Source organism: Roseburia sp. AF12-17LB (genome assembly GCF_003479605.1).
Classification (GTDB): Bacteria; Bacillota; Clostridia; order Lachnospirales; family Lachnospiraceae; genus Roseburia_C; species Roseburia_C amylophila.
Genome location: NZ_QUHR01000002.1, coordinates 57352 through 77670, shown reverse-complemented (window position 1 = coordinate 77670; position 20319 = coordinate 57352). Strand labels below are relative to the sequence as shown.

The following is a 20319-nucleotide window of genomic DNA, read 5'->3' as shown; positions in this document are numbered from 1 at the left end:
TTCCTCCTTAATCAATCACTCTGACGCCTTCAACTAAAATGTTGACTTTCTTAATCTGCATTCCGGTAAACTCTTCCACTTTATATTTTACCGTATGAATCAGATTGTCTGCTACTGTCTCAATACTTACGCCATAGGCAACAATTACATGGAAATCAATTGTAATTTTATTATTTTCATCCACATCCACATTTATACCATGTGTCAGATAATCTCTCTTTAATAATTTAACCAGGCCATCTTTCATATTAACTGCAGCCATTCCCACAATGCCAAAGCACTCAACTGCAACAGAACCGGCATAGGTTGCAATTACTTCATTATCAATTACGACTTTACCTAATTCGTTTTCCATTTTACCTGTCATTCTATAACCTCCAATTAAAATTAATCTTCTCGCATTTCCGCCAGTATATACATAACATGAACTATATTATAACCTCTTTTTCCGAAAAAAGAAACAGTATTTTTCTTTATTTTCAAAAAATGCAATTTTTTTCTTGCATTCTGTCTGTATTTCTGTTAAGATAGCTTTGTTGTGAGCTTGTGTCATAACAGGCTTAGTGAAGAATTTAAAGGAGGTGCTATCATGGCAAAATGTGCAGTTTGTGGAAAAGGCGCTCATTTCGGTAACAATGTGAGCCATTCTCATAGAAGATCTAATAGAATGTGGAAATCAAACATCAAATCTGTAAAATGTAAAGTAAACGGAACTCCAAAAAGAATGTACGTATGTACTTCCTGTTTAAGATCCGGATCCGTTGAAAGAGCTTAATTAGCATTTTCTATCTGGACTGTCCTTTTGGACAGTCCTTTTTTTACTTTACAGGAAATTGCTTTCCTGTAAAGTAAAAACGCTCCGCGAGGATGCACACTGCGGCGTATAAGGTAGTTGTCGCAAGCGACCGCCGCAGGCGCAAGAATGTGCCAAGGCACATTCTTTGTTCCTTTACAAGAAATTGCTTTCCTATTACTTACAGCAGAAAAGATTATACCCTATCAACAGCAATATCAATATAATAATAATCCCAATCACGTCACTTGGAATAATAAACATAAAAAACATGCCAAATCCCACCATGAAAAAGGAATACCCCATCAAGCGTTTCATGTTTTTTCTCCAATCAAAAAGACATATACCATTATAGTATATGCCCTTCTTTTTCACTTAGCACGCTGTACGTTCTTCTGTTACTATTCTATACTGTTCTCTTATTCTTCATCCTTATTTACTGCATCAGATAAAATTTCATTCATCTCAGACTCTGCTGCTTTCTTGGATTCTTCATCTAACTTTGCAGTTGCTGCCTCATCCTTCTTTCCCCTGGATGCAAACTTATTTACGAAATCTGGTACCATATCAAGAATTTTGGTCACACCATCCTGATTCTTAATATTTACAAGCTTGGTGGTGCCATTCTGAATGACAAGAACCGCACTCGGTGTAATCTTTCCACCCATTCCTCCTGCTCCGTTGTTCTTCTTCTCCTGTGAAAATGCACCTGCGCCTACGCCAAAGGATACATCCACTAATGGAAGAATGATGGTATCTCCGATATGAATGGCATCTCCTACAACCGTCTTGGTTGTAATGAAGCTGTCCATTCCTTTGAATAAAGATTCTACCGTATTGCGAAATGTGTTATTACTGTCTGACATAATAATTCCTCCTGATTCTACTTCGTATTGATTCTGTTAAAATTGCTTTATAAAGTGTTTCACATCCGGATTTCTCCAGATTTGAATTGCAGCCTTTAATAAATGAATCACCTGTATCCGTCCCCTTATATCCCAGCTGCCTTCGATATAAAAACGTTCTGCCTCAAAATCCGGCATAATAGATACCTTATCATAATATAAAAATGGTAATACGCTGAGCACTGCTAAAACCTGTCCTGTGGCTGCCGGATCTTCCATACCATAAGCAACATCTGCCTTCATATGCTTTGGTCCGTATTTTTTTAACAGCCCTATTACATCACCCAGGACAAACCGGACGGCACTTCTATTCTGCTCATCCTGTATCCACTGATTCACTTTTTTTATTTTACTGCCGATATTTTTTAATTTCTGCGGAATTGCTTTTATCTTTTCTACTATCGAGCGTATTGTCTTGCTGATTTTACCAAATACGGAAACAAACTTTTTCTTATATGTCTTCTTATGGTGTTTCTGTTCATACTGTTTTTCCGTCTGTTCTTCTTGCACTTCAGCCGGTGGATTCTGTTCTTCTAACCCCGTTACATCTATCTTTTTTTCAATCGCCGGTGCTGTTTGTTCTTCCGGCTTCTGACGTTTCTGCACTAAGTCTTTTTCCGGTTCCTTATGGGATTTTTCCCCGGATTTCTTTTTCTGCTTTTTCTTTACTTTCTTTTTTTCTAATTTCTTTTTGGATTTTTCATCCGATGGATACTTCCATGCTTTTATGCCAAAAATCTTTAAAACTGCAAGCCGCTTTCCCTGCTCCATTAGAAAGGAAAAACGCAAAGCCATAAGACACCATGCTCCATGCACTTTTAACGTAGTCTGTCCCTGCCTTGTCTCTCCACGAATCCGGTAAGATACCGGAGCAAACAGCAAAAGCATGATAAGTAAAACCAGTAAACCTAATATGCATAATAATATTATGCCCAGGATTTTCAAAATAGATAACAGCACTGTCATCCTCATGTCTCCATTTCAGTATTTTTACGAGTCTGCTGTTTCAGTACAAATTTACGCACTTCAAATGTTCCTGTTTTATGATAAATATCATTCACAATTGCTGCTGACATCTCTAATGCTGCGTCATATCCTCTTTCCAGACCGATAATAAAAAGTTCTTTCTTCGGATATGCCTTTTGTAATAAATCTGTTGCCGGTATAATATCCAGAAGATTCTCTTCATTTGACGGAAGGGTCAGAAGATAAAGCGACGGCTGTGGCACATTCCGCTCCACTCTGCTTTTTACCTTTGCTTCCTGATTTTTCAGCCTTTCTCCCAGATATAAATTAGAATACCAATGCATGCTACACCTCATATCTGATTTAAAAAAGCAGTCAGATGGCTGCTCTAATAATATTTGTGGGTTCCCCACAGATTACACTTTTTCAAATCCAGATATTCATTATAAGCCTTTTCCAAAATCTGCTTCTCATTGGCAAATTTTAAAAGATGATAGGCTTCATGATATTTATAATATCCGGAATCTACAAAGAACTCTTCACGTTGTGGCTTACTGTAATAACTGTCTGCCATCATCAGATACCAATGTACCTGTTTCTCCACCGTATCTTCTGGCACAGTAAAGCTATACTGGCTCTTCCCGACATATTTGATTATGGATGCATCTACGCCCGTTTCCTCCAATACCTCTCTTGCTGCGGTATCTTTGAATTCTTCCCCGGGTTCCACTGTTCCCTTTGGAAGCACCCAGCCTTCGTACTTATTCTTATAATTCTTATAAAGGACAAGCACCTTACCCCGAAATATTACCACACCACCACAACTTGTTGCTTCAATCATTGCAATACCTCCTGATGTGGTCACTACCTTTTGTTTAACAAACAGTATACCCCTTTTTTCATAAGGATGCAACAATCCATTTCAGAAGTCCAGGATGATTCCCCGACGCAACATGTCATCCTATCTGTTTTCATTTATCTGTAATATGCATCAAAAACCTGTTTTGCTGCCGGAACTGCAACAGTACTGCCTGCACCTGCACCTTCTGCAATTACAACAACTGCAATATCTTCCTTATCCTCCCGGTGTGCATATCCAACAAACCAGGAATGGCTTTCTCCCTTATTGTTATTAAACTCTGCGGAGCCAGTCTTGCCGTATGCAGTATAACTCTGCCCATTTAACTTGGATGCAGTACCATCTGCAACTACTCCTGCCATAAATTCCTGCATGGTCTTTGCTTCTTTTTCCGAAAGAAGCTGCTTGCTTGCAGCCGGCTCATATTTCTTTACTTCTATACCATTTTCATTTTCCGTATGGTCTACCACATAAGGTTTCATCAGAATACCATCGTTGGCAATTGCACTGGTAATCAATAACATATGGAGTGGTGTTACCAGCGTCTCTCCCTGTCCGATTGCCGTCTGCATTTTCATACTTTCCGGGGATTCATCTGTTAATTTAAACTGACTTTTACTTGTTTCAAAGTTTCCCGGCAGTGTCTTATCAAACATCAAATCTGAACAAAGGTCCGAAAGAGAATCTGTGTCCAAAGATAATCCGATATTGGCATAAGATGAATTACAGGAATTTGCAAAGGACTGCTTCAAATCCTGCGTTCCATGCACGGCATTATTATAACAGTGTATTGTAAAATCATTCTCTGTAATACTTCCGTTACAGCTATAACTGTAATTCTCATAATCCGGATTTTCCCGGATATATTCTAAAGTTGTAATTATTTTAAAAGTAGAACCAGGCGGATATAATCCCTGGGTCGCCCGGTTTAAAAGAACCGAGTTATTATTATCTTCTGAAATAATGGAATCCCAGTCTGCCGCAATAGTATTCGGGTCAAAATCCGGTTTGGACACCATGGCAAGCACTTTTCCGGTGGAAGGCTCCATCACAACAACTGCACCATCATAATTACCCAATGCCTGATATGCAGCTTCCTGCAAAGTGGAATCCAACGTGGTAACCACATTGTCTCCCATGCTTTTTTCATCTTTAATCTCGTTAAACATACGCTCTAATACAAAAGAATGGGAACGTAAAAGATTAAAGTTCATATTGGATTCAATACCTGACTTTCCATTGGTGGAAAAACCGACCACATGCGCATACATATTACCATAAGGATATTTCCGGGTTTCATTACCGGCAGCATCCACTACGGTCTCGGCCAAAACTTTGCCATCTGCTGACATAATCTTTCCTCTGACCACACGGTCTGCAAAAGTATCCTGTCTGCTATTATATGGACTATTGATAAAATCTTCGCTTTTTACCGTCTGAAAATATACCATATATCCCATCAGGCAGATAAAGATAGCAAGGAAAAGATAAGTAATCACTGCAAATTCTTTATTCTTACTAACTGAGGTCCCTGACTTCTGTTTCGAATCCCGATTTTGCTTTCTTTTTTGCTGATTTATATTCTCCTTTTTCATTATGTGACACTCCTTCGTCTTCCCGCAAAATATATAATCCCTGAATAATGCCAAATATAATCAATGTACTTAACATGGAGCTTCCTCCATAGCTGACTAACGGAAGGGTTACTCCGGTGGATGGAATAAATTTTGTAACTCCGCCAATGGTTAAGAATACCTGAAATCCGTAAATCGTTCCAAGTCCAAGTGCCACCAGCTTATAAAAGGAATCCTTTAACTGCATGGCAATATTTAAAAACATCAGGAAACAGCTTACACAGACCAAAATAAGACACAGGGCAAACATTCCACCCAGTTCTTCTGAAATTGCTGCGAAAATAAAATCCTGTTCTACTACCGGTATTTTATTTGGCATGCCCTGATATAACCCCAGACCGAAGAAGCTTCCGGTCCCGATTGCAAAAAGTGACTGGCAGATCTGATAGCCCTCTTTGTCAATTACTTTTAGAGGTGTTTTCCATGCCACCACACGGACTCTGACATGGTTAAATAATTTATAGGCAATTACTGCCGCTACACTTCCCGCCAGCAGTCCACCGGCAAAATAGAGTGGTTTTCTCGTTGCCACATAAAGCATTGCCATATAAGCCACAAAGAAAATCAATGCGCCACCTAAATCCCTGGATAATACCAGAATCAATACATGCAGTGCTGCAATCAAAGTGGTAATTATCACCTGACGGAATTCCGTTGATTTATGATACATGGCAGCCACAAAAAACACAAAAAGAATCTTAATAAATTCGGACGGCTGTACCGTAATTCCTGCTATGGTAAAGGAAATCTTTGCTCCATAGCTGGTGCTTCCTGCTATACATACAATACCAAGTTCCACAATACCGATTGCCGCATAAATCCAGGTAAGATTCCGGAAAAATCCCATCCTCCGTATCATCACCGGAATCACAAGGGAAATCACACAGGATACCGCTGCAATCGCAAACTGCTTGATAGCATGTCCAAAATTCAGGCGGGTCAGAATAATAAACCCGATAATCATAAGCATACACATATTATTAACCAAAAGTCTTGAAGCCGTCGGATAACATAATTTGTACACATTCCGCACCACAACAAGAAGAATTATCTGCGCCAGATAAAAAATAAAGGTATATGCATCCTCTGTCACCGCAAATATGACTAAATATGCCGTAAAATGAATCACATACAAAATCCTTGCCTGCCGTTTAAATTTCTTTTCCTGTTTTCGTTCTGATATATTCCGGAATACCGCAAAACATTCATATGTATACACGGAAAACAGAATAATCAGTGCATATTTTGATAACTCCACAATTAAATGAACCATAAATACCTCTGCTTTATTCTACGCCTCGTTTAAAATGACCATTGGTGCATTCCATTGGCAGCTGCCCCAAAATGCCACCATTTTTATAAATATCGCCATAAATTGTTAAAATCTGTTCTGTCTCTTCTTCCGTCTCTATCGTAAAGGAAAGTCTCACGGCAGCCGGTGCAATCTTTTTCACGGTTACGTCTTCCTTAAAGAGACAGACCGGAAGCGAATTATAAATTACGTTATAACATTCCGAGCAGAAATTTTTCACCGGAAAATGTACCGAATAACGGTCTTTTAAGGTCAGCACGTCAGGCTGATGCATACAGCCCAACGTGTTCTTATGAATACACTGTGCCGTTATCATAAGTGGAAGTCTGCCATAGATAATCATTTCAGACCGGCTGTTTTCTCTTCTTAAAATCTCCTTCCGGTTCAATTCCACCGGAATTGTATCCTGCATCATTCCAAGATGATAAAAATATTCTGCTGCTTCATTGGAATAGGTATATAAATTACTGTCGGATACCATCTGCCAGTTTTCATTGCCCCATTCCTTTATAAACGCAATCTCATCAAGACTCCGCACCATAATACCATTTAATGGAAGCTTTTTTAGCTCCGGCATGATTTTTTCATAAAAAAGACTGGTCTGCTGCCGGAAAATAAACGGGAATACATAAAATGCTTTCTTACCGGATGCCTGTACCCTGTCTATATCCTCACTTAACTTGCGGATCAGATTTTCTCTTGTATACAACATACAATCAAGATAAACCGTATCCACGAAATCGGCTTTTAATACTGCCGGAAGCTGTTCTGCGTCTTCAATCAGTACCCGGACTTCTGTGGATGAACCGGCGGATTGTTGTCCAGAAGTCTGTGATAATGACTGTCCGGAAATCTGCTTTTCTTTTATGACATTTCCTGTTGTCTGCCTATCTGTTTCAGCGGAAGAAGTTTCCACCAATTCTGGAAGCGTTCTTTCATAAGGTTTCAACAACGCTTCTTCTAATGCTTCCAACGCACCTCTTCGCAGCTGGTTCAACTGGTTTACCGGCATAAAAATATCATCATCCATTGTAACTTCAAGATTTTCAAAAACAAATGGTGTATTTCCAGTCTTTGTAATCTTTTCTGTTACAACTTCTTCCGTCAACGGACGATTCTGCGCTACAAGAACCATATCTCCCTGATAAGAAACTTTTATTTTTCCATATTGCACTTCTATCTTAGCAGGGCATTCTTTATTTAATATTAACTTTCCTTTAATCTTTTCTTTTAATTCGGTGTCTACATATTCTCTACGGATGTTATCCTGAAGAACACCTTCGCTCTTATTATGGGAAGCACTCTCTCCGCTTAGCATATCACTGTCATTATGATGATAGTAATATCCGTTGGTAAAGCCACCTCGGTTTCCAAGTTCTAAAAGTGCCCTGATATCCTTCTTCTCCACCGGAATACGGCTTCCATCCAGATAGGAATCCATATATTTTCGGTAAATACTTACTACACCGGCAGCATACTCCGGTGTCTTCATCCGTCCTTCTATCTTAAAGGAATATACCCCATGGTCTGCCAGTTCATACAAAAATGGCAGTGTACACATATCCTTAAGACTCAGAATCGGAGTTGCATGATGTCCGGTAAGACTCTTTTCTCCCTGCAATACTTCATAGGAAAGGCGGCATGGCTGTGCACATCTGCCACGGTTTCCGCTTCTTCCGCCGATGATACTACTGAAAAGGCACTGTCCGGAATAACAGTAACACAATGCGCCATGAATAAAGCTTTCCAGTTCCACGCCTACTTCATCATGGATTCTTTGAATTTCTTCTAAGGACATTTCTCTCGCTGTCACCACACGCTCTACACCCTGTTCCTTTAAAAGCCTGGCTCCCTCTACATTGGTAATGGTCATCTGGGTACTGGTATGTATCGGAAGATTTGGAAAATGAGTTTTGATAAACTCCATAACGCCCATATCCTGCACGATGACAGCATCTAATCCCGCTTCATAATAAGGGTGCAGATAATCATAGAGCTGTCCTAATTCATATTCTTTTAACAGAGTATTCACCGCAAGAATAATTTTGCGTCCATGAATATGTCCGAAACGGATTGCTTCTAATAATTCTTCTTCGTTAAAATTATTGGCATATGCTCTTGCACCGAACATACTTCCGCCAAGATATACGGCATCTGCTCCGGCATGAATGACTGCCTTTAATGTTTTCAAGGAACCTGCCGGTGCTAAAAGTTCTAACTCTTTCATCTTTCCTCATCTCCTATGGCAACAAAAGGGACAGATAAATGTCTGCCCCCTTTCATAGTTTTTATTCTCTATTACGCTTTCTTTCCGGAAGGCTTTTCCTCTTTCTTTTCTTCCGTATGGTCTGTTTTCTTTTCCTCTGGTTTTTCAGTTTTTTCCGATTTTTCAAGTTTATCTACTTTACCAAGTAAAGCATCTTCTAAGGTTGCTTCTAATCTGGTCTTATTTAAAAGCAGCTCTTTATTTTCTTTTTCCAGTTCCTTTAAAGATTTGGCATCACTTTCCATGCGGATCTGGTTGGAAATCAGTTCATGCTTTAAATCATAGATTTCACGGTCTTTTACCTCTAAATCCTGCTCTAATTTTTCAACCTGATTTTTCGCTTTGAAGTAATCATCTGCAATGTTCAATGCCAGCAATGTGGAACGCATATCACTTGGAATTCTCTTATATTCATCCAGCATTTTAAATTCTGCAATCTTATCATTGATATAAGTTGCTACCTTCTGTAAATACTCCTGACTCTCATATCCACTTAAAATATATACTTTTCCATCAATAATCACTTCTGTATTATTTTTTGCTGCCATTTTCATTTCCTCTCTGCGTATCTGCCTAAAAATATTCTCTGACTACTACATATAGCATATTATAGCTATAAATCTGTCGAAAAACAACTATTTTCTTAGCCCTCTATTCCAAAGTGATGATATGCAAATTCTGTTGCGACCCTTCCCTTTGGTGTCCGGTTGATAAATCCATTCTTTACAAGATATGGTTCATAAACATCCTCTATGGTTCCGGCATCTTCCCCAATCGCTGCCGCAAGGGTATCCAGCCCTACCGGGCCACCCTGGAATTTTTCAATAATCGTAAGCAAAATGTTCCTGTCATTCTGGTCTAATCCCATCTTGTCTACTTCCAGTAAATCCAGTGCAAAGGATGCTACTTCTTTGGTAATTTCACCATTGTACTGCACCTGTGCAAAATCACGCACCCTCTTTAAAAGGCGGTTGGCAAGACGCGGCGTTCCTCTGGAACGGCGTGCCAATTCGATTGCACCTTCCTCATCAATCTTTACCTCTAACTTTTTTGCAGAATGGACAATAATTGTCTTAAGTTCCTCCACATTATAAAATTCCAGATGATGTACCACTCCAAAACGGTCTCTTAAGGGTGCCGATAAAAGTCCGGCTCTGGTAGTGGCACCAACCAGCGTAAAATGCGGTAAATCAAGGCGGATTGAACGGGCAGTTGCGCCTTTTCCCACCATAATGTCAATGACATAATCCTCCATGGCAGGATATAATACTTCCTCTACCTGCCGGTTCAAACGATGAATCTCATCTACAAATAAAATGTCACCTTCTGCAAGATTACTCAAAATAGCTGCCATTTCTCCCGGCTTTCCAATTGCCGGACCGGAAGTGACTTTCATATGTACGCCCATTTCATTGGCAATAATGCCGGCAAGAGTAGTCTTACCAAGTCCCGGAGGACCATAAAACAATACATGGTCTAAGGACTCTCCACGCTGTTTTGCAGCCTCTATATACACTTTAAGATTTGCTTTTGCTTTCTCCTGACCAATATATTCATCCAAGGTCATCGGACGCAGTGTTTTTTCGATTTTGATATCTTCATCCTGCATCTGCGTTGAAATTACACGTTTTTCCATTTTCTGCTCCTCTTATAAGAATGCCATCTGCTTCAAAGCCAGTTTTAAAATATCTTCTACCGAACTGTCTTCCGTAATTTCAATATCACGAAGAACCTTCAAAGCCTCTGTGGAAGAATAACCCAGTGAAACCAGTGCCTCTACCGCTTCATTGCGGATTCCTTTTAAGCCGTTACCAGAAGCAGCTTCCTGTGTATGGCTTAATTTCTGTTCAAAGGCATCCTCTAAACTAAGCTTGTCTTTTAATTCTATAATCAACCGCTGTGCCGTCTTATTTCCAACACCCGGAGCTTTTGCAATTGCTTTTGCATCATCAGATAATACTGCAAAACGCAAATCATCCGTTGACATGACAGAAAGAATTGCCAGTGCACCCTTTGGTCCGATTCCGGATACACCAATCAGCAATTTAAATACATTTAAATCATCTCTACTAAGAAAACCATATAAAATAAATGCATCCTCTCTGACACAAAGATAAGTATAGATTTTTACTTCTTCGCCAACTCCCGGTAGCAGAGATAATACCTGTCCCGGAATATAAATATTATAGCCGATTCCGCCATTTTCAACGACAATATGATTCTCTGCCACTATTTCGGATAATTCGCCTTTGATATATGAATACATAATCTTCCTCCTACTTCCTTTGCCACAATTCCAATCAGGGCACCCGTCACAAAGCCTGCAATCAATAAAACCGGCATATAGTAAATGACATAGTATGAGCTTACCAGAAATCCTGCTACGATAAGCTGTCCCATATTATGTATGATTCCGCCACAGATACTGACCGTAACTACATGAAAACGGTTTATCCGAATCAGAATAAACATAAGTACAAAGCTTAATAATCCGCCGGCAAGTCCATAACAGATGCTGACCAAATTTCCAAATAAAATTCCGGTAAGCACAATACGAAGCACCGATACACAAAGAGCCTCTCTCCAGCCAATCAGATACAGCATCAGCACCGTAACAAGGTTGGCAAGTCCAAGCTTTACTCCCGGTATTCCAATGGCAAAGGGCAATATTGCTTCCACATAACTTAATATCATGGCCAGTGCCAAAAACACGCCAAGATATGCTACACTTTTCTTCATGCTTTCACCTACCCTGCCACATCATCCAATGTATTTTTCTGCTCACTTTCTACGGTTACTACAACCCGGTTTGGCAGACAGATAATGGATTCTTTATCTTTGGAAATTGCGTTCTGATGCATACACAACTGATCCGGGCAGTCCGCCTCAAGCATATAGGCAGTCCCATTTTCAATCGTTACGATATTGGTAACTTTTCCATCTATTTTAATTGGAATCTCTTTATTTTCTGTCAGGGAATATCTGCCATATTCGCTGCCATTTACCGTAATGATAATACTGTCACCGCTTTGTAATGCAGAGGTCATTCCTACATAGAAAACTAAAATAACTACTGCAAGCATTCCCAGCAACAGGATATCATTTTTTCCAAAACGACGGTTCATTTACTCTGCAACCTCTCCCATATAATAAAAGCCTTTGCATTCTTTTAAATGTACCGGTACGATGGTTCCAATCATGGATGCATCACCCGGCAGATGTACCACTGAGTTATTGGATAATCTTCCGGTCACAAGACCTTCCTGCTGTTCATCTAATTCTTCAACTAATACATCCTGCACGCTTCCGGTTAATGCTCCGGCTTTCTTTGCGGAAATCTCCTGTACCAGTTTTAACAGCCGGTCAAAACGGTCTTTTATCACATCTTCCGGAATCTGATTTTCCATTTTGGCAGCAGGCGTTCCGGTACGTTTGGAATAAATAAACGTAAACGCGCTGTCATACTCTACCTGTCTTACCACATCCATGGTCTCTAAGAAATCTTCTTCGGTTTCTCCTGGGAATCCTACAATAATGTCGGTTGTAATTGCCAGATCCGGCATTGCTTTTTTGATTTTTTCAACCAGTGCAAGATAATGCTCCTTGTCATAGTGACGGTTCATTTCTTTTAACACTCTGCTACTGCCGGACTGAAGCGGCAAATGAAGATGTCTGCAGATTTTTTTAGAATTCTTCATTACTTCAATCAGTTCATCGGATAAATCCTTTGGATGGGATGTCATGAACCGGATTCTTTCCAGACCTTCAATCTTTTCTACTTCCTGTAAGAGCTGTGCAAAGGTCACTGGTGTATCTAAGTTCTTTCCATAGGAATTGACATTCTGTCCTAAGAGCATAACTTCTACTACACCATCTGCTACCAATTTTTCAATTTCTCTTATGATATCCTGTGGTTTTCTGCTGCGTTCTCTTCCTCTTACATATGGCACAATACAGTAACTGCAGAAATTATTGCAGCCAAACATAATATTAACACCGGACTTAAAGCTGTATTTCCGCTCTACCGGAAGTTCTTCTACAATTTCTTTCGTATCATCCCAGATGTCAATCACCATTTTCTGCTCTTCAAAGCAGCGTACCAGAAGTTCTGCAAATTTAAAGATATTATGGGTTCCGAAAACCAGGTCTACAAAACGATAGCTCTGTTTTAATTTTTCCACAACCTCCGGTTCCTGCATCATACAGCCGCATAATGCAATCATCATATCTTTATTCTTTTTCTTAAAGCCGCTTAAATATCCCAGACGTCCGTAAACCTTATTGTTGGCATTTTCACGTACGGTACAGGTATTATAAATGACAAAATCTGCTTCCTCGGAATCGGTCTCTTCAAAACCTACGGTCTCTAAAATTCCGCATAACTTTTCGGAATCTCTGGCATTCATCTGGCACCCAAAAGTTGTCACATGAAAGGTAAGCGGTCTGCCTTTCTTCCTGGAAATCTGCGTCACATACTGCTTTGCAAGGTCCATAAAATAAAATTGTCTCTGTGGTTCCATTACCGGAACTTCACCGGTGTGATTTATCTTTTCTATTTCTCTCATTTCTTTTCCTGTTTTCTTAATATTTTTCTTATTATTCTCTGATCTGGCCATCCCCATAAATGATATATTTGGTGGTCGTCAGTGCTTCTAAGCCCATCGGTCCTCTGGCATGCAGCTTCTGGGTACTGATTCCGATCTCTGCCCCAAAGCCAAACTCAAATCCGTCGGTAAAACGTGTGGATGCATTTACATAAACAGCCGCAGCATCAATCTCATTTAAGAACTTCTGTGCATGCTCATAATTATTGGTAATGATTGCTTCCGAATGTCCGGTATTATATTTATTGATATGTGTAATGGCTTCATCAATATCTGAAACTGTCTTTGCAGAAATAATATAATCCAAATATTCGGTGCCCCAGTCTTTTTCTGTTGCAGCCACTGCATCTTTTGTAGCTTTCTGAACCCGCTCATCCCCACGGATTTCTACATGGCTTTCGGATAATTTTGCAGAAAGGCGTGGCATCAGTTCATCTACGATGCTCTCATGCAGCACTAAAGATTCACAGGCATTACATACACCGATGCGCTGTGTTTTGGCATTATTAATGATATTCACCGCCATATCAAGGTCTGCGGTTTCATCCACATAAATGTGGCAGTTACCGGTACCGGTCTCAATCACCGGAATTGTAGCATTGGCTACCACAGCACGAATCAGTCCGGAGCCACCTCTTGGAATCAGTACATCCACATACTCATTCATTTTCATAAATGCAGTAGCAGTTTCCCGGCTGGTATCTTCGATTAAAGAAAGCACTCCTTCCGGCAGCTGGTTATTACTTAAAGTTTCATTGATGCTCTTTACGATTGCCATATTGGAATGAATGGCATCACTTCCACCTTTTAAAATCACGGTATTTCCAGTTTTAAAGCACAAAGCAAAGGCATCTGCTGTTACATTTGGACGTGATTCATAAATAATTCCAATGACACCTAATGGTACACGCTTCTTTCCAATCATAAGTCCATTCGGGCGCTGTTTCATGGAAAGGACCTCTCCTACCGGATCTTCTAATTCTGCTACCTGGCGGATTCCTTCTGCCATCTGTGCAATACGCTCTTTATTTAACATCAGACGGTCTAAAAGTCCCTGATGCATTCCGGCTTCTCTTCCTGCATCCATATCCTTCTGGTTTGCTGCTAAAATAGCATCGGTATCTTCTACTAAATGTTCTGCAACTTCAAGCAAAATCTTTTCTTTTTCTTTCATGCCCATATTCCGCATGATGACTTCTGCTGCTTTTGCTCTCTTACCTAATTCCTGTAATTCCATAATTCCCTCCTGCTACTTATTTTCGTCTCTGTTATCCGTTACTTTATAAATCTTCTCCGGTGTTACAAGATAATCCATCAGAATATCATAAGCCTCCATAGGTACCTGTTCTGCAAGCTGACAGGATAATGCAATTCCAACCCGGATTACTTTCTTATATTTCTGAAAAAAACGATCATAAAAGCCCTTACCATATCCGCTTCTTCCACCGTTAATATCAAAGACCAGTCCCGGTGTGAATACAATTGTTTTCTCCTGCTCAAGTTCTGCTAAATCCATCGCCGGTATCTCATCCTTTGGCTCCATCACATGAAAATACCCTTCCTGAAAATCATCTGTACTATTGACTTCACAAAAGTCCATTTCTTCTCCACGTACCCGGGGAAAAGCTGCTCTTTTTTGAATACTTTCTTTAAAAAAAGGCAATAAAGAAGCTTCTTTCCCAAGGGGATAATAAAAGAAACAATTTTTTGCTTTCTGAAAGATTTCCCAGGTACTGATATTCTGACAAATCCTTTGGGATTCTTCTCTTACAATATTATCCGGCATTGCATTTCGCAGTGTCTTATACTTAGTTCTGATGCTTGCCTTTGTTTCCATATTTTTCTCCCAGATTGGTTACCGTTCCATCTGCATTTACCATATCAATATTATCTAACTGTCCCTTCAGATTCCGCTTTACACTTGCTATGTATTCCTTGCGAAGTGCTGCCTGTTCTTCCTTTTCTTCCGGTGTCAGTCCTTCTTTCTGAGATTTATGATATAATTCATTGATTCTTGCTATTGTATTTTCAATCATCTTTTTACTCCATGCTTTCTTCTACATAATCTGCAATATAGAAATCATCATTTTTATTGGCTTTGAAAAAGGTTCCCACCTGTTTTCCTTCGAAAATCTGATGCAGAACTCCCACATCCTTTGCATTGGCAATAATCATATCTGCTCCGGATAAGGTTGCAATCCTTGCTGCCGTTAATTTGGTGGTCATTCCACCGGTACCAACATCACTACCTACTGTATCTCCTGCCATGTTTTCAATCCGATTATCAATTTTTTCTACTACCGGTATCAATTCTGCTTTTGGATTCTTTCTCGGATCATCCGTATACAACCCGTCAATATCAGATAAAAGAATCAACAAATCTGCTCCTACCAATGAGGCTACAATAGCCGACAGGGAATCGTTATCACCAAACTGCATCTCATAAGTAGATACGGTATCATTTTCATTTACAATTGGTATAATTCCCATTTCAAACAATTCTTCAAAAGTATTCTGGGCATTTTTTCTCGACACGTTATCAACCATAGTTTTTTTTGTCATAAGAACCTGTCCCACATTCTGGTGGTACTCTGAAAAAAGCTTTTGATAAGTCATCATAAGTCTCGCCTGTCCCACTGCCGCACATGCCTGTTTTACAGCTATTTTCTCCGGTCTTTCTTTGAATCCCATGGACTGTCTTCCTACTGCAATAGCCCCGGAGCTGACCAGACATACATCCATGCCCTGATTCTTAATATCACATAATTCTCTTACCAAACGTTCCAGTTTTAAAAGATTTAATTTTCCGGTCTCTTCATGTAAAAGAGATGAAGAACCGATTTTTACAATTACACGCTTCTTATTCTTTAATGTTTCACGCAACTGTGTATCCATTTTTCCGCCTCTTAATCATCTACGGCATATTCACTATCTGAATGCCGGTTATAATTTTTTATTCATATGCATACATTTTATACTTTATCATACCTTTCGAAAAAAATCATCTGTAAATTTTATCTTCCTTGTGCTATGCTTGTGCTATATGATTTTAAAAGAACCGGAGTATACATGATGAAAACAAAAAAGACGATATTTTCTTATAAATTAACCTGCAGTTTACTTGCTTTCTTTCTCTTCTTCTGCTCCTTCTCCTTCATGGGATGCGGACGCAGCAAAGAACCCGTTTCCAAATCTGATTTTTATTTTAATACAGTCATTACTATTACACTATATGGAGAAGAAAATGCTTCTTATATTGATGACTGCTTCAAGCTTGCTTCCCATTATGAGAACCTTTTCAGCAATACCATCGCAGACAGCGATATCAGTAAAATAAACAATGCTGGTGGCACACCGGTTACTGTGGATGATGATACGATTGAATTATTACAAAAAGGTATTTATTATGGTGATTTAAGCCTGGGACAGTTCGATATCACCATTGGTAAATTGTCTTCCCTCTGGGACTTTCCAAATAACAGCGGTACGGTTCCATCTGAATCTGATATTGAAGCCACACTTTCCACCATCGACTATCATGCGATTGTTATTGATGGAAACGAAGTTAGTCTTTCCAATCCGGATGCCATGATTGACTTGGGAGGCATCGCCAAAGGTTATATTGCTGATAAAATGAAAGATTATTTAAATGAAAAAGACATTACCTCCGGCATGATTAACCTTGGAGGCAATGTCCTTACGCTGGATGATAAACCAGATGGAAGCAACTATAATATCGGTATCCAGAAACCATTTTCCGATGACGGCACTGCCATTGCCAGTGTTGAAGTCTCTGATGAAACGGTAGTAAGTTCCGGTGTTTATGAACGTTATTTCTATGTGGGTGATAACTTCTATCACCACATTTTAAATCCGAAAACCGGTTATCCTTATGACAATAACCTGCTGGGTGTCACCATTATCTGTCCGAAATCCGTAGATGGTGACGGACTTTCCACCACCTGTTTTGCTTTAGGATTAGAGGACGGCATGAAGCTGATAGAATCCTTGGATGACACGGAAGCCATTTTTATCACCGACGATTACGAACTTCATACCACTTCCGGCATCGGCAGCAATATTCCATTTCATGAAATGTAAACATAATCCTATTGCTGCTCCATAACCATATTGTTGACCCAGATTTTCTTCTTTACCATAACATATCCGATGATGCATTTTATAATCTCTATCAACTGACAGGATAAATAAATAGATACAATCGGAACTCCTGTAAATCTGGTTAACACAAATGCCAGTGGAATATCTACCACCCAGATATAGACACTGTCAAAAAGAAAGGTAATGACTGTCCTGCCACCGGAACGCAGTGTGAAATAGGTTGCATGCATAAATCCATATAACGGCATGCAGGCTGATGCAATCCGGATAAATTGTTTTGCCAGTCCACGCACTTCTTCTGTCGTATTGTATATTCTTGGAAAGAACGGAGCAATCGCAAACATGCAGGCTCCTATAACAAAACAACAAAATACAGAAAATACAATCATCTTGCGGTCCGTATCCACCGCCTCTTCCAATTTACCAGCACCAAGCTGCTGTCCTACAATGATGGATATCGCACTTCCCAACGCAATAAATACAACATTAAAAAGATTGGCTACTGTATTTGATATGTTAAATCCAGCTACAACAGCAAGACCTCTTGTGGAATAACACTGCATCAGGACTGCCATTCCTCCAGCCCATAAAGTCTCATTTAAAAGCAATGGCGTTCCTTTTATGATAATCTGTCGTACCAGTGTTCCCGGTATTTTAAAATCACGGTAAGCTCCTACAATAAAATGATTCTTATCTGCTCTCGCATGGGTCCACAAGACAACAATAATGCATTCCACAACTCTTGCCAATACGGTTGCTGCCGCTGCACCTCTTACTCCTAATGCAGGCAGTCCAAATGCACCAAATATTAATACATAGTCAAACATCAGATTTACTGCTACAGAAGCAATTCCGGCTTTCATCGGAAGAACCGTTTCTCCTGTTTCACGTAATGTCTGGGCATATGCCTGAATCAATGCAAAAGGAACCATGGATGGCATTACCGTCTGTAAATACTGTTTTGCATACAATAATGTAGCTTCAATATCTCCCGTGCTTCCTCCTTCATGCAAAAACAGCCGAATTAACGGTTCATTTGCAAAGCCCAATATCAGCATCCATATGACTGCTAAGAAACCACAGGCTACAATTTTAAAACGGAAGGCATCCCGCACTCCTTTATGGTCCCCTTTTCCATAAAACTGTGCCCCAAAAATGCCTGCACCGGATACTGCTCCAAAAATACAGATATTGTAAACCAGCATCAACTGATTGATGATTGCGACACCGGACATCTGCTCCGTTCCAACCAGTCCTACCATGATATTGTCCAAAAGACTCACAAAGTTAGTGATGGCATTCTGTATCATAATTGGAATAGCTACCAGCAGAACCATTTTATAAAAATCTTTATTTCCAATATACTTTTCTCTAAATTTTCTCATATCCAATCCTCATATAACATCAACTACGCAAAACGGGACTGCCAAATCAATGACAATCCCGTTCTTTCTATCACAGAAACGATTATAAAATAATCTTCTTCGGACATTTCTCGGCACAAATGCCACATCCGGTACATTTCTCCTGGTCGATATAAGCCACATTATCTACGACATGAACAGCATCATTTGGACAGTTCTTCTCACAGAGATGACAGCCAATACAACCTACGGAGCAGGCTTTCATAACGTCTTTGCCTTTATCCTTGGAACTGCACTGTACCAGATGCTTTGCTTCATATGGAACCAGCTCTATCAAATGCTTTGGACAGGCTGCAATACATTTTCCACATGCTTTACAAACTTCCTTATCCACCTTTGCAATACCGTCTACAACATGGATCGCATCAAACGGACATGCCTTTACACAGTTTCCAAAGCCAAGGCAGCCATAGCTACAGCTCTTTGCTCCGCCGCCCGGAATAAATGCCATAGCAGCACAATCTTCTACTCCGGTATATTCATAATCATGACCGGCTTTTTCACAGGTTCCTGCACATTTTACAAAGGCAACCTGCTTTGCGCCTTCTTCTGCAGCAACACCCATGATTTCCCCGACTTTTGCTGCAACCGGCGCACCACCAACAGGACATCCATTGACCGGGGCATCACCTTTTACAATAGCAGCTGCAAGACCGGAACATCCGGCATAACCACAACCACCACAGTTATTTCCAGGAAGAACACCAACAATTGCTTCTTCCCTTTCATCTACTTCTACTTTGAACTTTTCTCCGGAAACGCCGAGGAAAAATCCAATAAAAAGTCCTACGCCGCCTACAATAACGGCTGCAATAATAATTGCCTGTACACTCATCTTTTCTTTCCTCCTAAATCATTCCTGAGAAGCCCATAAATGCAATGGACATCAGACATGCTGTAATTAATACAATTGCTGTTCCTTTAAATGGCTTAGGGATATCATTATATTCAATTTTTTCACGAATTCCTGCCATAATTGTAATAGCAATAAAGAATCCAAATGCGGTTGCAAAACCGTTTACAACGCCCTCTAAGATACCATACTCTTTGGTTACGTTGGTAAGTGCTACACCTAATACTGCACAGTTGGTTGTAATCAAAGGAAGATACACTCCAAGGCTCTTATAAAGAGCAGGCATGGATTTCTTTAAGAACATTTCTACAAACTGTACCAGCGCTGCGATTACAAGAATAAATACAATAGTCTGTAAATACTGTGTTCCCGTCGGAATCAGTATAAACTTATAAATCAATGAGGTAACAAAGGAGGATATCGTTATGACAAAGATAACGGCTCCACCCATTCCAGCAGCGGTCTCTGTTTTCTTTGATACACCCAAGAAAGGACAGATACCAAGGAACTGGCTTAATACTACGTTATTTACAATGGCTGAACCAATTGCAATCAATAATAATGTCTGCATCTGTCATATT

23 protein-coding genes are annotated in these 20319 nt (G+C 39.8%); 2 read left to right on the top strand and 21 right to left on the bottom strand.

The genetic code is table 11. The annotated features are described in order from the left end of the window. Positions 1 to 7: 7 nt before the first annotated feature. Positions 8 to 367 carry an Asp23/Gls24 family envelope stress response protein gene (locus DWV68_RS02965; RefSeq protein WP_022243764.1) on the bottom strand — a complete coding sequence of 120 codons (360 nt, stop codon included), beginning with the start codon at positions 365 to 367 and terminating at the stop codon, positions 8 to 10. Between the two features lie 222 nt (positions 368 to 589). Between DWV68_RS02965 and rpmB the strand changes: the two genes are divergently transcribed. Then, positions 590 to 775, top strand: a complete 186-nt coding sequence (rpmB, locus tag DWV68_RS02960; RefSeq protein ID WP_117698403.1) for a 50S ribosomal protein L28 — start codon at positions 590 to 592, stop codon at positions 773 to 775. 437 nt (positions 776 to 1212) lie between these two features. Here rpmB and DWV68_RS02955 read toward each other — a convergent pair whose 3' ends face one another. The 17 genes from DWV68_RS02955 to proB form a co-directional block, all read right to left on the bottom strand. Then, positions 1213 to 1659 (bottom strand): GerW family sporulation protein, encoded by a 447-nt coding sequence (locus tag DWV68_RS02955; protein ID WP_022243763.1) that lies wholly within the window; start codon positions 1657 to 1659, stop codon positions 1213 to 1215. A 36-nt stretch (positions 1660 to 1695) separates the two neighbouring features. Next, on the bottom strand, positions 1696 to 2664 hold the full coding sequence (locus DWV68_RS02950) for a DUF2953 domain-containing protein (protein ID WP_118057433.1): 969 nt from the start codon (positions 2662 to 2664) through the stop codon (positions 1696 to 1698). A 2-nt stretch (positions 2665 to 2666) separates the two neighbouring features. Then, entirely contained in the window at positions 2667 to 3008 is a 342-nt protein-coding gene (locus tag DWV68_RS02945) for a hypothetical protein (protein ID WP_118057432.1), read from the bottom strand. Positions 3009 to 3052: 44 nt separating this feature from the next. Continuing rightward, positions 3053 to 3505, bottom strand: a complete 453-nt coding sequence (locus DWV68_RS02940; RefSeq protein WP_022243760.1) for an NUDIX hydrolase — start codon at positions 3503 to 3505, stop codon at positions 3053 to 3055. Between the two features lie 134 nt (positions 3506 to 3639). Further along, positions 3640 to 5118: a peptidoglycan D,D-transpeptidase FtsI family protein gene (locus DWV68_RS02935; protein WP_118057431.1), complete on the bottom strand. Its 1479-nt coding sequence runs from the start codon at positions 5116 to 5118 to the stop codon at positions 3640 to 3642. Beyond that, complete coding sequence (locus DWV68_RS02930; RefSeq protein WP_118057430.1) at positions 5042 to 6430, bottom strand: FtsW/RodA/SpoVE family cell cycle protein; 1389 nt, start codon at positions 6428 to 6430, stop codon at positions 5042 to 5044. Before DWV68_RS02930 ends, DWV68_RS02935 begins: the two co-directional genes overlap by 77 nt. A gap of 13 nt (positions 6431 to 6443) precedes the next feature. Continuing rightward, a complete protein-coding gene (locus tag DWV68_RS02925) occupies positions 6444 to 8696 on the bottom strand; it encodes a peptidase U32 family protein (protein ID WP_118057429.1) in 2253 nt (750 codons plus the stop codon). Between the two features lie 71 nt (positions 8697 to 8767). Continuing rightward, positions 8768 to 9283: a cell division protein ZapA gene (locus tag DWV68_RS02920; protein WP_118665013.1), complete on the bottom strand. Its 516-nt coding sequence runs from the start codon at positions 9281 to 9283 to the stop codon at positions 8768 to 8770. A gap of 95 nt (positions 9284 to 9378) precedes the next feature. Beyond that, a complete protein-coding gene (gene ruvB / locus DWV68_RS02915; RefSeq protein WP_022243755.1) occupies positions 9379 to 10371 on the bottom strand; it encodes a Holliday junction branch migration DNA helicase RuvB in 993 nt (330 codons plus the stop codon). A gap of 12 nt (positions 10372 to 10383) precedes the next feature. Next, on the bottom strand, positions 10384 to 11001 hold the full coding sequence (ruvA, locus tag DWV68_RS02910; RefSeq protein ID WP_118057427.1) for a Holliday junction branch migration protein RuvA: 618 nt from the start codon (positions 10999 to 11001) through the stop codon (positions 10384 to 10386). Next, positions 10965 to 11474, bottom strand: coding sequence for a Gx transporter family protein (locus DWV68_RS02905; protein ID WP_118057426.1), 510 nt, complete (start codon positions 11472 to 11474; stop codon positions 10965 to 10967). The genes ruvA and DWV68_RS02905 overlap by 37 nt, the downstream gene beginning before the upstream one ends. Positions 11475 to 11482: 8 nt before the next feature. Further along, positions 11483 to 11860 (bottom strand): NusG domain II-containing protein, encoded by a 378-nt coding sequence (locus DWV68_RS02900; RefSeq protein ID WP_022243752.1) that lies wholly within the window; start codon positions 11858 to 11860, stop codon positions 11483 to 11485. Further along, positions 11861 to 13300, bottom strand: a complete 1440-nt coding sequence (gene miaB / locus DWV68_RS02895; protein WP_118057496.1) for a tRNA (N6-isopentenyl adenosine(37)-C2)-methylthiotransferase MiaB — start codon at positions 13298 to 13300, stop codon at positions 11861 to 11863. Between the two features lie 31 nt (positions 13301 to 13331). After that, on the bottom strand, positions 13332 to 14576 hold the full coding sequence (locus DWV68_RS02890; protein WP_118057425.1) for a glutamate-5-semialdehyde dehydrogenase: 1245 nt from the start codon (positions 14574 to 14576) through the stop codon (positions 13332 to 13334). 12 nt (positions 14577 to 14588) lie between these two features. Further along, a complete protein-coding gene (locus tag DWV68_RS02885; protein ID WP_118057424.1) occupies positions 14589 to 15176 on the bottom strand; it encodes a 5-formyltetrahydrofolate cyclo-ligase in 588 nt (195 codons plus the stop codon). Further along, on the bottom strand, positions 15148 to 15375 hold the full coding sequence (locus tag DWV68_RS02880; RefSeq protein ID WP_117946917.1) for a DUF896 domain-containing protein: 228 nt from the start codon (positions 15373 to 15375) through the stop codon (positions 15148 to 15150). Before DWV68_RS02880 ends, DWV68_RS02885 begins: the two co-directional genes overlap by 29 nt. Positions 15376 to 15379: 4 nt before the next feature. Beyond that, positions 15380 to 16234: a glutamate 5-kinase gene (gene proB, locus DWV68_RS02875; protein WP_117698413.1), complete on the bottom strand. Its 855-nt coding sequence runs from the start codon at positions 16232 to 16234 to the stop codon at positions 15380 to 15382. 177 nt (positions 16235 to 16411) lie between these two features. Between proB and DWV68_RS02870 the strand changes: the two genes are divergently transcribed. Further along, positions 16412 to 17440, top strand: a complete 1029-nt coding sequence (locus tag DWV68_RS02870; RefSeq protein WP_242988781.1) for an FAD:protein FMN transferase — start codon at positions 16412 to 16414, stop codon at positions 17438 to 17440. Positions 17441 to 17448: 8 nt separating this feature from the next. Here DWV68_RS02870 and DWV68_RS02865 read toward each other — a convergent pair whose 3' ends face one another. The 3 genes from DWV68_RS02865 to rsxA form a co-directional block, all read right to left on the bottom strand. Beyond that, complete coding sequence (locus DWV68_RS02865) at positions 17449 to 18846, bottom strand: MATE family efflux transporter (protein WP_117698414.1); 1398 nt, start codon at positions 18844 to 18846, stop codon at positions 17449 to 17451. Between the two features lie 82 nt (positions 18847 to 18928). Next, positions 18929 to 19720, bottom strand: coding sequence for an RnfABCDGE type electron transport complex subunit B (locus tag DWV68_RS02860; protein WP_118057423.1), 792 nt, complete (start codon positions 19718 to 19720; stop codon positions 18929 to 18931). Between the two features lie 13 nt (positions 19721 to 19733). Next, complete coding sequence (gene rsxA / locus DWV68_RS02855) at positions 19734 to 20309, bottom strand: electron transport complex subunit RsxA (protein WP_022243743.1); 576 nt, start codon at positions 20307 to 20309, stop codon at positions 19734 to 19736. Between the last annotated feature and the right edge of the window lie 10 nt (positions 20310 to 20319).